This is a genomic window from Oceanicella sp. SM1341 (assembly GCF_003448965.1).
Taxonomy (GTDB): domain Bacteria; phylum Pseudomonadota; class Alphaproteobacteria; order Rhodobacterales; family Rhodobacteraceae; genus Paroceanicella.
Genome location: NZ_QRGC01000032.1, coordinates 1 through 12,897, shown reverse-complemented (window position 1 = coordinate 12,897; position 12,897 = coordinate 1). Strand labels below are relative to the sequence as shown.

Below are 12,897 nucleotides of genomic sequence, written 5' to 3'. Positions count from 1 at the left end.
CGCCTCAGGCGCGCGCCCGGGCGGCCCAGAGCCACAGGAGCGTGAGCAGCGCGGAGAACACCGCGTTCCAGGCCGCCATGGAGAGGCCGAGGAACTGCCAGGCGATCTCGTCGCAGCGCACCATGGGCGCGGACATGATCTGTGCCATCAGGTCGTCCGTGGACATGCCGTCCACGCCCGAGGAGGTGCAGGCCAGCGGCCCCTGCCACCAGCCCTGCTCCACCCCGGCGTGGAACAGCCCGAGCCCCGTGCTCACCGCCAGCACCACGGCGGCCAGCAGCGCCAGGCGGCGCCAGCCGGTCCAGATCACCAGCAGGCCGAGGGCGATGGCGATGCCATGCGGCCAGCGCTGCCAGATGCACATCTCGCAGGGCGCGAGCCCGCCGATATGCTGGAATGCCAGCGCCCCGCCCAGCAGGGCCGCCGAGCCAAGGGTGGCGACAAGCCCCCGCGCCCGAACGGCGGTAAGCACGCGTGCGGTCATGCAGTCACTCTCCTCAGAAAAGCTTTACCAGCAGGAAGCCGCCGAACAGCAGCACCACCGATACGGTGGCCACCAGCCCCAGCCGGTTCTCGATGAAATCGCGCACCGGGGGGCCGAACTTCCACAGCAGCGCCCCGATCAGGAAGAAGCGCAGCGCCCGCGCCACGATGCTCGCCACGATGAACACGCCCAGGCTCAGCCCCGTGGCGCCCGAGGCGATGGTGATCACCTTGTAGGGGAAGGGGGTGACGCCTGCCACCAGCACCGCCCAGGCGCCGTATTCGTTGAACGTGGCGGAGAACTCGGCGAACTGTTCGCCCTTGCCGTAGAAATCCAGCACCGGCTTGCCGACGAGGTCGAACAGCTCGGCGCCGATGAAATAGCCCAGCATGCCCCCCAGCACCGAGGCCAGCGTGCACACCCCGGCGATGAGCCAGGCGCGGTTCGGCCGGGCGATGATCATCGGGATCAGCAGCACGTCGGGCGGGATGGGGAACACCGAGCTCTCGACGAAACTGATCGCGGCCAGGAACCACAGCGCATGGCGGTGGCCGGCAAGGGAGATCACTCTGTCGTACAGCGCCCTGAGCATTGCAGATCGCTAGCAGCAGGGCGCGATCCTGTCCACTGAATGCTGCAGCGCGATCACGGTTTCGCGGGCCGGCGGTGATCGGGGGCGGCGGCGGCCGTGGCGTCACCCGATTTCCGTTCGACAATCCGGCGCCCGGCGGATAAAACGCCCCCGAACGGGCTCCGCACGGGGCCCGACATGGAATCCGGGTGCGCGCATCCGGCACTGGCTGAAGGGACCCCGGGTCACATGGAAAACGTCATTCTGACCGTCCATCTCATCATCGCCGTGTTCCTCATCGGCATCGTGCTGCTGCAGCGCTCCGAGGGCGGTGCTCTGGGCATGGGCGGTGGCGGCGGTGGCGGGCTGGTCTCCAGCCGCGGTGCCGCGACGGCGCTCTCCAAGGTCACCTGGGGCCTCGCGGCGGCCTTCATCGCCACCTCGATCACCCTCACCATCCTCGCGGCCTCCACCAGCTCCGACCGCTCGGTGCTCGACACCATCCTGCCGCCGGACACCACCCGGACCGCGCCGGACGTGGACGCGCCGGCCCCGGTGCTGCCGCCCGCCTCCGGCGACCAGTCCGACCAGCCGCTCGCGCCCCCCGCCGCGGAATAAGCCCCCATGCAGGGCCTGCTGGCACGCATCGAACCGGCGGTGCTGGCGGTTCTCGACCGGGCCTCGGCCAGCGCCCCGCGCCGCGCGGCGCTGATCGGGCTGCTGGCCCTGCTCACCCTGCTGCCCGGCCTCACGGCCATGCCGCCGACCGACCGTGACGAGAGCCGCTTCGTGCAGGCCTCGCGCCAGATGGTCGAGACCGGCGATCTCATCGACATCCGCTTCCAGGACGAGCCGCGCTGGAAGAAGCCGGCCGGCATTTACTGGCTGCAGGCCGCCTCGGCCTCGGTCTTCGGCGGGGCGGAGGCGCCGGTCTGGGCCTACCGGCTGCCCTCGGCGCTGGCGGTGTTCCTGGCCGGGTTGCTCACCATCTGGACCCTGCTGCCGCTCGCCGGCGCCCGCGCCGCCACGCTGGCGGGCGCGATGGTCTCCACCGCGCTGCTCGTGGTGGTCGAGGGGCATATCGCCAAGACCGACGCCACGCTGCTCGCCTGCGTGATGCTCGCGCAGGGCGCGCTCGCCCGCATCCTCTCCCGCCCCGTCACCCGGTTCGACTGGCGGCACCTGCTGTTCTGGGCCGCGCTGGGGCTGGGGGTGCTGGTGAAGGGGCCGGTCATCCTGCTCTCGGCCGGCGGCACGCTGCTCTGGGTCACGCTCGCCGAGCGCGCGCCGCGCCGGCTGGCGGAGGTGAAGCCGCTGCCCGGCCTCGCCCTGCTGGTGCTGATCACCCTGCCCTGGGCGGTGGCGATCTGGCTGCGCACCGGCGGCGCCTTCTTCGACGAGGCCGTGGGCACCGACCTGCTGGGCAAGGTCACCACCGGGGCGGAAAAGCACTGGGGCCCGCCGGGCTACTACCTCGCCACCGTCTGGGGCACCTTCTGGCCCTGGACCCCGCTCGCCCTCTTCGCCGCGCCCTTCGTGTGGCGCAACCGGGCGAGCGCCGCGCTGCGCTTCCTCATCGGCTGGGCGCTGCCCTTCTGGCTGGTCTTCGCGCTCGTCTCCACCAAGCTGCCGCATTACATCCTGCCGATCCTGCCGGCCCTGGCCGGGATGATCGCGCTCTGGGCCACGGCCGAGACCCGGCCCGAGCCCGAGCGCCTGCGCCGCTGGCTCGCCGCCGGGCTCTTCGCGCTGGTGGGCGGGCTGCTGGGCCTCGCCGCCCTCGCCGGCCCCACGGTGCTCGAGGGCACGATCTCCGTGCCCGGCGTGCTGCTGGCGCTCGTCGCCCTCGGCGCGGTGGCGCTCGGCGCGCGGGCCATCGCCGGCATGCGGCTCGGCGCCTATATCGGCTGCGCGGCCCTCGCCGGCATCTGCCTCTACGCCGCGGTGCTGCAGTTCACCCTGCCGGCGCTGCACTCGGTGTTCCTCAGCCCCCGCCTCGCCGAGACGCGGGCGCGCTTCGACAGCTGCACCGACCGGCCGCTGGTGTCCGTCGGCTACCGCGAGCCGAGCCTTGTCGTGGCCGCCGGCACCGACACCCGGCTCGCCGACGCCGGGGAGGCCGCCGCCCTGCTCCGCTCCGAGGACGGCTGGCTGGTGTTCTTCGAGGAGGCCCGGGGCTTCGACCTCGCCCGCTTCATGGAGGAGCAGTCCCTGCCCCTCGTCGTGCTCGATACGGTGCAGGGCTTCAACTACAACCGCGGCAAGCCCACCACCATCCGCTTGGTGGCCCGCCAGGACGACCCCGCCCTGAGCGGCTGCATCCCGGCGCCGGAGGAGCAGGCCTCCTCCCGCACCGGCGCCGCGCCCGCCGGGCAACCGCCGTCTGGCTAAGCGGGCCGAGGCCCGCTATTCTCCGCCGCAACCCGAGGGAGCCCCGAGGCATGACCGAGACGCCGCGCGTGACCGTGATCGCGCCGATGAAGAACGAAGAGCTGAACGTGGCGATGCTGGCCGAGGAGATCGGCGCGGCCATGGCCCCGCTTGCGCCCTTCGAGGTGATCTTCGTGAACGACGGCTCGACCGACGATACCGCCGGCGCCATCGCCCGCACCCGCGCCCGCTTCCCCTGGCTGCGCGAGGTGCGCCACGCCGCGAGCTGCGGGCAGTCCGCCGCCGTGCTCTCCGGCGTGCGCGCGGCCACGGCGCCGCTGTGCTGCACGCTCGACGGTGACGGCCAGAACCCGCCTTCCGAGCTGCCGGGCCTCCTCGCCCCGCTGCTCGCGGACACGACCGGCACCGTCGGCCTCGTCGCCGGACAGCGGGTCGACCGGCAGGACACCGCCTCCAAGCGCCTCGGTTCCCGCGCCGCCAACGCGCTGCGCCGCTGGCTGCTGAAGGACGACACCCGCGACACCGGCTGCGGGCTGAAGGCCTTTCCGCGGCAGGTCTTCCTCTCCCTCCCCTTCTTCGACCATATCCACCGCTATCTGCCGGCCATGGTGAAGCGCGAAGGTTACGGAATCGTTCTGGTCGACGTCACGCACCGCGCCCGGTCCGAGGGGCGCTCCAACTACACCAATTTCGGCCGTGCCCTGGTGGGCGTGCTCGACCTCATCGGCGTCTGGTGGCTGCTGCGCCGGCGCAAGGTGCAGAAGGTGGTGCATGCCGATGCCTGGCAGCCCGCGAAGGCCGGCACCGCCGGCGACGACGCGGCATGACCGAGGCCCCGCACTGGCTGATGCGCCTGCTGCTGGTCGACAGCTGGTGGGGCGTGTGGCTGGCGCTGTTCGGCCTGCTGGCCCAGGGCATCTTCATGGCCCGCATGCTGGTGCAGTGGCTCGCCTCCGAGCGGGCGCGCGCCTCGGTGGTGCCGGTGTCCTTCTGGTGGCTGTCGCTCTGGGGCTCGGTGCTGCTGCTGGTCTACGGCGCGCTGCGCCAGGACGTGGTGATCATCGCCGCCCAGCTCTTCGGCTTCATCGTCTACGGGCGCAACCTGTGGTTCATCCGCGGCACCCGCAGACTGGAGCAGGCCCCGCCGGAACAGCGCCGCCCGCGGGGATGAGGGCGCCGCGCTTGAGACATGATTAACCATCGGCCCCTATCGTCACCGCGTGTATCGGGGACAGCACGATGGAAACACTCACGTTCGAAGACCTCCGCCTGGCCTACAAGCCCTTCCTGAGGCCACCGGGGCTGGAAGCGCGCCTGCGCGAGGCCTTCTGCCTCGACGCGCGCTTCGCCGAGGAATATCGCGGCCTGCGCCAGCTCCTGCTCGCCCGGCGCGACACGTTCGCCGACGACCTGCTGCGCTTTCTCACCACCCATGACGCGATCGACACCCGCTTCGCCGCGCGCGACATGGAGCTGTGCCGCCGCCTGGCGGAAAACCACCTGCGCGGCCTGCTGCCCGGCAAGTTCGGCGAGGTCTATCTTTCCGGGCTCGAAGACCTCTCGCTGTTGCTCGCGCGCCACAATGCCTCGATGCTCTGGATCGACGCCGCCTACCACGACCTGGCCCTGAGCTTCATGGACCAGATCGTCACCGAGAAGGCGATGACCAACCCCATCCTGCGCCGCGGCGCATACCGCGCCCTGGGCACCTGGATCATGCTGGAAACCAGCCAGATCCGCAGGGTTTTCAGCGAGTACGCCCGCCTGCTGCGCCACGAGGCCGGCTACGACCCCGCTGCCCCGCCGCCGGACGTGATCGACTTCTCCGAGCGCCTGCGCCGCATCTCCGCAGGTCTCTTGCGGCCGGACTGAGTGGCGCGGGCGCCACGGGTCTCGCCGACAAATTGCCACAAGATGTCGGGTTCGGCTTGCCGCGGCCCCCCGAATCCAGTAGTCCTCAAATCCCGTGATACAGCATCCATGGCTGCGCAACTTTGCGTCGCGCAGCCCGCAGAACGGGAAATATCGAGCAATGGCGCGCTTCATCTTCATCACCGGCGGGGTGGTTTCCTCTCTCGGAAAGGGGCTCACCGCCGCGGCGCTCGGCGCTTTGCTGCAGGCACGGGGCTATTCCGTGCGGCTGCGCAAGCTCGACCCCTATCTCAACGTCGACCCCGGCACCATGTCGCCCTTCGAACATGGCGAGGTCTTCGTCACCGATGACGGCGCGGAGACCGACCTCGACCTCGGCCATTACGAGCGCTTCACCGGCGTGGCGGCGCGGCGCACCGATTCCATCTCCTCGGGTCGGATCTATTCCAACGTGCTCGAGAAGGAGCGCCGGGGCGACTATCTCGGCCGCACCATCCAGGTGATCCCGCACGTTACCAATGAAATCAAGGATTTCATCTCCATCGGCGAGGATGAGGTCGATTTCATGCTCTGCGAGATCGGCGGCACGGTGGGCGATATCGAGGGCCTGCCCTTCTTCGAGGCCATCCGCCAGTTCTCGCAGGAGAAGCCGCGCGGGCAATGCGTGTTCATGCATCTCACCCTGCTGCCCTACGTGGCCGCCTCGGGCGAGCTGAAGACCAAGCCCACCCAGCACTCGGTCAAGGAGATGCGCTCCATCGGCCTCGCGCCGGACGTGCTCGTCTGCCGCACCGACCGCGAGATCCCCGAGCGCGAGCGCGAGAAGATCGCGCTGTTCTGCAACGTGCGCAAGGAAGCGGTGATCCCGGCGATGGATCTCACCTCGATCTACGAGGCCCCCACCGCCTTCCACGCCGTGGGCCTCGACCAGGCCATCCTCGACGCCTTCTCCATCTCCCCCGCGCCGCGCCCCGACCTCGCCCGCTGGGAAGAGGTCTGCGACCGGATCGAGAACCCCGACGGCGAGGTGCGCGTGGGCGTGGTGGGCAAGTACACCCAGCTCGAGGACGCCTACAAGTCGATCGCCGAGGCGCTCACCCATGGCGGCATCCAGAACCGCGTGAAGGTGCGCGCCGAGTGGATCGACGCCGAGATCTTCGAGCGCGAGGACCCCGCGCCCTACCTCGAAAACCTGCACGCCATCCTGGTGCCCGGCGGCTTCGGCGAGCGCGGCACCGAGGGCATGGTGAGCGCGGCCCGCTTCGCGCGCGAGCGCAAGATCCCCTACATGGGCATCTGCCTCGGCATGCAGATGGCGGTGGTCGAGGCGCTGCGCTCGCTCGGCGGCATCGAGCGCGCCGGCTCCGAGGAATTCGACGTGGAGTTCGGCGACAAGCGCTTCGAGCCGGTGATCTACCACATGAAGGAATGGCTGGAGGGCAACCGCAAGATCATCCGCGACCTCGCGGACGACAAGGGCGGCACCATGCGGCTGGGCGCCTACACCGCCACGCTGAAGAAGGATTCGCACGTGGCGGAGATCTACGGCGCGACCACCATCTCCGAGCGGCACCGCCACCGTTTCGAGGTCGACATCAAGTACCGCGAGACGCTGGAGGAGCACGGGCTGCGCTTCTCGGGCCTGTCGCCGGACGGGCGGCTGCCGGAGATCGTCGAGATCCCGGGCCACCCGTGGTTCGTCGGCGTGCAGTTTCACCCGGAGCTGAAGTCCAAGCCGCTGGAACCGCACCCGCTCTTCGCGGATTTCGTACGTGCGGCGGTGGAGCAGTCGCGCCTGGTCTGAGCGGCCCGGGCGGGGATCTCTGTTGCCGTCGACGGCGCGCCGGCCTTAGGTTGGCGCGCATGCCTGACAGGAAAGCGAGATTCCCATGCCCCGAGCCCTGGTTCGTGCCGGCAGGCTGGCCGGACTGGCGGTCCTGACCGCCGCCCTGCCCCTGAGCCTGCCCCTCATGTTGCGGGCCCAGACCGTGCCTTCGGGCTGGGCCACATCCGCCCGCATCGCCCGGGTCGACATCGCTCCGCCGGCCGCGGCGCTGCCCGGCTGGGTCGCCACCGACACCGGAGGCAGCGACGGGCTGGAAGACCTGCTGCGCCGCGCGATGAGCCGGCTCGGCGCGACCATGGCCGGGCCGATGCCGTTGCGGCTGGGCATCACGCCCGGCAGCGCCGCGGACGGGGCGCTTTCCCTCACCTACAGCCTGTCGGACGCGGGCGGACGGCTGCTGGCGCGCAGCGACTCCCGCCCCCTGCCCCGGCCCGAGGCCGGCACCGGGCTCGGCGCGCCCGACGCTCGGCTGGCCGACGCGGTGGCCCGCGACGCGGCCAACTGGATAGCCGCGCTCGGCTGCCTGCCGGCCGAGTGCAGGGCCGCGGTGGCCGAAGCCCCCGTGGCCCCCGCGGCGCCCGGAACACCGCCCGAAACGGCGGCCCCCACGTCGCCCACGGCGATCGACCGTTTCTTCGCCTTTCTGGGCGGCAGCCCGGAGCCGGCTGACCCGGCGACCGCCCCGCCGCCGCAGGATGACACCCCGACCGCGCGCGCCCCGCAGCAGGCACGCCCCCCCGCGCCGGCGGCCCGCACCCGCCCGGCGTCCGCGGCGGAGGCCCCGGTCATCACCGATCCGCCGGTGGCCCGGACCCCTGGCGCAGCGCCGACCGTCACCGGGGAAGCCACCGCCACGGCAGCGCCGGCGCCGGCCCCCTCCGCACCGGGGGAGACCCCCGCACCCGCCGCGGCGGGTGTCGTGCAGGCGATGCCTCCCGAGCATCGGCCGCGACGGGACATGCCCGAGATCGTCACCGGGCTGCTGCGGGCCGAGCACGCCGCGCGGTCGGCGCTGCCGGCCGAGGTTTCGGCTCCGCCGGGGTCGGCCGCTGCCGGAGCGGGAAGCGGGGCCGCGGCCCCCCTCCCCGCCGCACCCGTCTCCGCCGCCCCCCTCCCCGCGGCACCCGTCACGCCGCAGCAGGAGGCCGGGCCGGAACAGGCGCCGGTCGCTGCCGCCGAAGCCACCCCCGCCGGGCCGATGCCGCGGGTTGCCGGAAGGTGGATCGGCTCGACACCGGCGGAGGTCAGCAGCGGCGGCGCCTCCGGCACCTGGATGCGCACCCGCATGGTGCAGGAGGAGACGCAGGGCTGGGCCACGGTCGAGACCACCGGCGCCACCGCCGCGATCACGCTCCTGCCGGAGGAGATGCGTCTCGACCGGGCGGCCGCCCTCTCGCCCGAGGCCGGGGCGGCGTTGCGCCTGCCCGCGGGCAGCGACGCGCAGCTCTCGATCTACGTGCCGCGCTAACCCGCCGCTGCGGGCCGCGCCCGGAGTGGCGAGCAGGCGCGAAAGCCGCTATAGGGTCGGCACGACGGGACATGGAGGAAACGGACGTGACGCATCCCACGCGCAGAGACCTGTTGCTGGGCGCCGCCGCCGGCGCGCTCGCCCCCGCCTTGCCCGGCGCGGCCCTGGCACGCAGCCGCGAGGACACGCTGCGCTATGTCGTCGGCACGGTGTGGAACGGGCTCGACCCCGCCGGTTTCGGCAACAGCCGCGAGGCCATCGGCCTCAGCGCAAACGTCTATGACCGGCTGGTGCGCTTCGGCCGCAAGCCGGAGGGCGGCGCCTTCACCTTCGATTTCGACACCATCGAGCCCGAGCTCTGCGAGAGTTTCAGCCGCAGCGAGGACGGTCTGACCCTCACGTTCCGCCTGCGCCCCGACGCCACGTGGCACGATGGCAGCCCGGTGACCGCGCAGGACATCAAGTGGTCGCTCGACCGGGCGGTCTCGGCCGAGACCATGGCGCGCGCGCAGCTCGCCACCGGCTCGCTCACCGACCCGGCGCAGTTCGAGGTCACCGATGCGCGCACCGTCACGGTGCGCCTGCCGCGGGCCGACCGGCTGGCCCTGCCCAACCTCGCCACCGTGCACGCGCCGATGTTCAACGCCCGGCTCGCCCGCGCCCATGCCACCGAGGCCGACCCCTGGGCCACCGAATGGCTGCAGGCCAACACCGCCGCGGGGGGCGCCTACCGGGTGGAGCGCCGCAGCGCCGACGGCCAGCAGGTGGTGCTGTCGCGCTTCGGGGACTGGCGCTCCGGCCCGCCGCCCGCGCTGGAGAACGTCATCGTGCAGACCGTGCCGGAGGCCTCCACCCGCGCGCTTCTGGTGGAGCGCGGCGATGCCGACCTCTGCCTCGACCTCATGCCCGCCGACATCACCCGCTTCGAGCGCGAGGGCGCCCCCCGGGTGATCAGCGCCGCCATCCCCTCCGGCTTCACCGCGCTGTGCTTCAACACCGGCCTGCCGCCCTTCGACGACGCCCGCGTGCGCCGGGCCGTGGCCCTCGCCCTGCCCTATGCGCAGATCTTCGCGCAGGCCGGCGAGGGGCGCGGCGAGCCGCTTTACGGCGCCGCGGCGCCCTCGGGTGGCGCCTTCCCCCAGCCGATGCCCTTCGACACCGACATGGGCGCGGCCGCGGCGCTGCTGGCCGAGGCCGGGTTCGCCGACGGGTTCGAGACCGAGCTCAGCTACGGTGTCTCCAAGGCCACCTGGGCCGACCCCGCCGCGGCGCTCATCCAGGAGGCGCTCTCGAGCCTCGGCATCACCCTGCGCATCCGGAAGCTGCCGGACGCGCAGATGGCCGAGGTGATCACCGCGAAATCCGCCCCGCTGCTGCTGGAGCGCTCGCTGGCACTCTTTCCCTCCACCGAGTATTTCTTCCGCATCTTCCTCGCCGGCGACCAGCGCTGGAACTTCAGCAGCTGGCGCAACCCGGAGGTGGAGGCGCTGCTGCCCGAGGCGCGCTTCGAGCCCGACGCCGAGGCCTACGAGGCCATCGCCACCCGGCTGGTGGAACTGGTGGCCGAGGAGGTGCCCATGGCTCCGCTCTGGCGCCCGGTGCAGGACATCGCGCTGGCGGAGGGGCTCGAGGGCTACACCACCAACTACTTCTACAAGGCTGACTTCCGTCAGCTCTCGCGGGGCTGAGCCTTGGGCCCGGCGGCGCGGCTGCTGGCCGGGCTGGCGCTGCGGCTGGCCACCGCCCTGCCGGCGGTGTTCTGCCTGCTCGCGCTCACCTTCGTGCTGATGCGCCTGCTGCCGGGCGACCCGGTGAGCCTGATGGCCTCCAACCCCGGCGGCGACGCGGCCGAGCGCGCCGCGCTTGCCGCCCGGCTGGGGCTCGACGCGCCGCTGGCCGAGCAGTTCGGCGGCTGGCTCGCGGCGCTCGCGCGGGGTGATCTCGGCCGCTCGGTGGTCACCGGCCAGCCGGTGGCGGCCGATCTCGCGGCGCGGCTGCCGGCCTCGCTCGAGCTCACGCTCTGCGGCTTCGGGCTCGCGCTCGCCGCCGCCCTGCCCTGCGGGCTCTGGGCGGCGCGGCACCCGGGCTCGGCGGGGGACCACGCGCTGCGCCTCCTCGGTGCCTGCGGGGCTGCGCTGCCGGGCTTCGTGAGCGGGCTGATGCTGGTGCTGGTGTTCTACCACGGGCTGGGCTGGGCACCGGACCCGACCGGGCGCTTCGACCTCTTCGCCGGACCGCCGCCGCGGGTGACCGGCTTCGCCCTGATCGACACGCTGCTGGCCGGCGATACCGCCGCCTTCCGCGATGCCGCCGCCCGGCTGGTGCTGCCCTCGCTCACGCTGGCACTCTTCGTCTTCGCGCCGCTGATGCGGGTGACCCGCGGCGCCCTGCTCGCGGTCTTTGCCAGCGACTACATGCTCAATGCCCGCGCCCTCGGCCTCACCCGGCGGCAGCGGCTGCTCACCTGGGGGCTGGGCAATGCCGCGGTGCCGGTGCTGATGGTCTCGGCCACGCTCTTCGGCGCGCTGCTGGGCGCGAGCGTGCTGGTGGAGACCGTCTTCACCTGGCCCGGCGTGGGCCGCTACGCGGTCGAGGCGCTGCAGGCCGGAGACTATGCCGCCGTGCAGGGCTTCGTGCTGCTGATGGCCGGGCTCTTCGTGCTCATCACGCTGGTGGCCGACCTCGCGGCGCTGGCGCTCGATGCGAGGATGCTGCCGGCATGAGGGTCAGGCTCGGCCGCGCCGCGGGCGCCGGGGTGGCACTGCTTGTGCTGCTCGCGCTGTTCGGGCCGCTTCTCGCCCCGTTCGACCCGCTCGCCTCCGGCGCGGGCCCGGCGCTGGCCCCGCCCTCGGCCCGGCACTGGGCAGGCACCGACCAGATCGGCCGCGACGTGCTGAGCCGGCTGCTCCATGCCGCGCGGCTCGACCTCGCGCTCGCGCTCGGCGCGGTGGTGCTGGCGGGGGGCGTGGGCGCGGCGCTCGGCACCGCCTCGGGCCTGCTCGGCGGCTGGCCCGACCGCGTGCTCGGCCGGCTGGCGGAAGTGGCGATGGCCTTCCCGCTCTTCGTGCTGGCGCTCGCGCTCGTCGCGGTGCTGGGGGCGGACGGCCGGGCGATCCTGCTTGCCACCGCCGCCATCAACCTCCCCGTCTTCATCCGCCTCGCCCGGGCCGAGACCGCGGCGCGGCGCGAGGCGGGCTGGGTGGAGGCGGCACGGCTCGCCGGCAACGGGCCCTGGCGCCTCGTCACCCGCTTCCTGCTGCCCGACATCGCGCCGCTGCTCGCGGTGCAGGCCTCGGTCACGCTGGGCTGGGCGCTGCTCAACGCCGCCGGCCTGTCCTTCCTCGGGCTCGGGGTGCAGCCGCCCACCCCGGAATGGGGCATCATGGTGGCCGAGGGCGCGCGCTACCTCGCGGCGGGCAAGTGGTGGCTTACCGTCTTCCCCGGCCTCGCCCTCGGCCTTGCGGTGTTGTGCTTCACCCTCGCCGGCGACGCGCTGCGCGATGCGCTCGACCCAAGGGCATGAGCGCGCTCCTCACCCTCGACGGGCTCTCGCTGAGCTATGACACCGCGGCCGGGCCGGTGGCCGCGCTCGAGCGCGTGAGCCTGAGCGTGGCGCCCGGCGAGCGGCTGGGGCTGGTGGGGGCCAGCGGCTCGGGCAAGACCACGGCGATGCGCGCCGCCCTCGGCCTGCTGCCGCCCGCCGCGCGCATCACCGCCGGGCGCGTGGGCTTCGACGGCACCGATATCACCGCCGGACCGCCGCGCGCCCTGCGCGGCGCCGGCATGGCCATGGTCTTCCAGGACGCCCGCGCCAGCCTCAACCCGCAGCGCCGCGCGGGCGACCAGCTCACCGACGTGCTGCGCGCCCACCTGCCGCTCAGCCGCCGCGCCGCACGGGCCCGGGCCGTGGCGCTGCTGGCCGAGCTGGGCTTCGCCGAACCGGGCGCCATCCTGCCCGCCCTGCCGCACCGGCTCTCCGGCGGGCAGTGCCAGCGCCTCGCGCTCGGGCTCGCGCTGGCCTGCGCCCCGCGCCTGCTGGTGGCCGACGAGCCGGCGACCGGGCTCGACGCCCCCGGCCGCGCCGCCGTCATCGACCTGCTCGACCGGCTCGCCCGGGCGCGCGGCATGGCGCTGGTGCTCATCACCCACGACATGCGCCTCGCCGCCCGGCTCTGCGACCGGGTGGCGGTGATGGAGGCCGGCCGGCTGGCCGAGGACGGTCCGGCGGCGGAGCTGCTCGCCGCCCCGCGCTCGGCCGCGGCGCG

Annotated in this window: 13 protein-coding genes; 11 read left to right on the top strand and 2 right to left on the bottom strand. The window is 73.1% G+C overall.

All coding sequences use genetic code 11. The features are described from left to right. Positions 1 to 4: 4 nt before the first annotated feature. Together D3P35_RS21870 and D3P35_RS21865 are read right to left on the bottom strand one after the other, a co-directional pair. A complete protein-coding gene (locus D3P35_RS21870; protein ID WP_118137890.1) occupies positions 5 to 484 on the bottom strand; it encodes a disulfide bond formation protein B in 480 nt (159 codons plus the stop codon). 13 nt (positions 485 to 497) lie between these two features. Then, positions 498 to 1,076, bottom strand: coding sequence for a YqaA family protein (locus tag D3P35_RS21865; protein WP_118137888.1), 579 nt, complete (start codon positions 1,074 to 1,076; stop codon positions 498 to 500). 228 nt (positions 1,077 to 1,304) lie between these two features. Here D3P35_RS21865 and secG point away from each other — a divergent pair, with 228 nt between their 5' ends. The 11 genes from secG to D3P35_RS21810 form a co-directional block, all read left to right on the top strand. After that, entirely contained in the window at positions 1,305 to 1,673 is a 369-nt protein-coding gene (gene secG / locus D3P35_RS21860; RefSeq protein ID WP_118137886.1) for a preprotein translocase subunit SecG, read from the top strand. Between the two features lie 6 nt (positions 1,674 to 1,679). Then, the gene (locus D3P35_RS21855; protein ID WP_118137884.1) at positions 1,680 to 3,446 is read left to right on the top strand and encodes a glycosyltransferase family 39 protein; all 1,767 of its coding nucleotides are present in this window, start codon (positions 1,680 to 1,682) and stop codon (positions 3,444 to 3,446) included. A gap of 50 nt (positions 3,447 to 3,496) precedes the next feature. Continuing rightward, complete coding sequence (locus tag D3P35_RS21850; RefSeq protein WP_118137882.1) at positions 3,497 to 4,273, top strand: glycosyltransferase family 2 protein; 777 nt, start codon at positions 3,497 to 3,499, stop codon at positions 4,271 to 4,273. Then, complete coding sequence (locus D3P35_RS21845; RefSeq protein ID WP_118137880.1) at positions 4,270 to 4,617, top strand: lipid-A-disaccharide synthase N-terminal domain-containing protein; 348 nt, start codon at positions 4,270 to 4,272, stop codon at positions 4,615 to 4,617. Before D3P35_RS21850 ends, D3P35_RS21845 begins: the two co-directional genes overlap by 4 nt. Before the next feature lie 68 nt (positions 4,618 to 4,685). Further along, positions 4,686 to 5,318 carry a hypothetical protein gene (locus D3P35_RS21840; RefSeq protein ID WP_118137878.1) on the top strand — a complete coding sequence of 211 codons (633 nt, stop codon included), beginning with the start codon at positions 4,686 to 4,688 and terminating at the stop codon, positions 5,316 to 5,318. 160 nt (positions 5,319 to 5,478) lie between these two features. Further along, on the top strand, positions 5,479 to 7,122 hold the full coding sequence (locus D3P35_RS21835; RefSeq protein WP_118137876.1) for a CTP synthase: 1,644 nt from the start codon (positions 5,479 to 5,481) through the stop codon (positions 7,120 to 7,122). Between the two features lie 85 nt (positions 7,123 to 7,207). Beyond that, positions 7,208 to 8,632: a hypothetical protein gene (locus D3P35_RS21830; RefSeq protein WP_118137874.1), complete on the top strand. Its 1,425-nt coding sequence runs from the start codon at positions 7,208 to 7,210 to the stop codon at positions 8,630 to 8,632. An 86-nt stretch (positions 8,633 to 8,718) separates the two neighbouring features. After that, complete coding sequence (locus D3P35_RS21825) at positions 8,719 to 10,320, top strand: ABC transporter substrate-binding protein (protein WP_198670747.1); 1,602 nt, start codon at positions 8,719 to 8,721, stop codon at positions 10,318 to 10,320. A gap of 3 nt (positions 10,321 to 10,323) precedes the next feature. Then, positions 10,324 to 11,355, top strand: a complete 1,032-nt coding sequence (locus D3P35_RS21820; protein WP_198670746.1) for an ABC transporter permease — start codon at positions 10,324 to 10,326, stop codon at positions 11,353 to 11,355. After that, positions 11,352 to 12,155 carry an ABC transporter permease gene (locus D3P35_RS21815; RefSeq protein WP_118137870.1) on the top strand — a complete coding sequence of 268 codons (804 nt, stop codon included), beginning with the start codon at positions 11,352 to 11,354 and terminating at the stop codon, positions 12,153 to 12,155. Before D3P35_RS21820 ends, D3P35_RS21815 begins: the two co-directional genes overlap by 4 nt. Next, a partial coding sequence (locus tag D3P35_RS21810) for an ABC transporter ATP-binding protein (protein ID WP_157982257.1) occupies positions 12,152 to 12,897 on the top strand: 746 nt, incomplete at its 3' end. The genes D3P35_RS21815 and D3P35_RS21810, both read left to right, overlap by 4 nt.

What these genes read in the sequence shown, in the direction of transcription:
- D3P35_RS21840 (WP_118137878.1), top strand. Translation starts at nt 4,686, where the DNA reads ATGGAAACACTCACGTTCGAAGACCTCCGCCTGGCCTACAAGCCCTTC.
- D3P35_RS21850 (WP_118137882.1), top strand. Translation starts at nt 3,497, where the DNA reads ATGACCGAGACGCCGCGCGTGACCGTGATCGCGCCGATGAAGAACGAA.
- D3P35_RS21830 (WP_118137874.1), top strand. Translation starts at nt 7,208, where the DNA reads ATGCCCCGAGCCCTGGTTCGTGCCGGCAGGCTGGCCGGACTGGCGGTC.
- secG (WP_118137886.1), top strand. Translation starts at nt 1,305, where the DNA reads ATGGAAAACGTCATTCTGACCGTCCATCTCATCATCGCCGTGTTCCTC.
- D3P35_RS21815 (WP_118137870.1), top strand. Translation starts at nt 11,352, where the DNA reads ATGAGGGTCAGGCTCGGCCGCGCCGCGGGCGCCGGGGTGGCACTGCTT.
- D3P35_RS21865 (WP_118137888.1), bottom strand. Translation starts at nt 1,076, where the DNA reads ATGCTCAGGGCGCTGTACGACAGAGTGATCTCCCTTGCCGGCCACCGC.
- D3P35_RS21870 (WP_118137890.1), bottom strand. Translation starts at nt 484, where the DNA reads ATGACCGCACGCGTGCTTACCGCCGTTCGGGCGCGGGGGCTTGTCGCC.
- D3P35_RS21845 (WP_118137880.1), top strand. Translation starts at nt 4,270, where the DNA reads ATGACCGAGGCCCCGCACTGGCTGATGCGCCTGCTGCTGGTCGACAGC.
- D3P35_RS21855 (WP_118137884.1), top strand. Translation starts at nt 1,680, where the DNA reads ATGCAGGGCCTGCTGGCACGCATCGAACCGGCGGTGCTGGCGGTTCTC.
- D3P35_RS21835 (WP_118137876.1), top strand. Translation starts at nt 5,479, where the DNA reads ATGGCGCGCTTCATCTTCATCACCGGCGGGGTGGTTTCCTCTCTCGGA.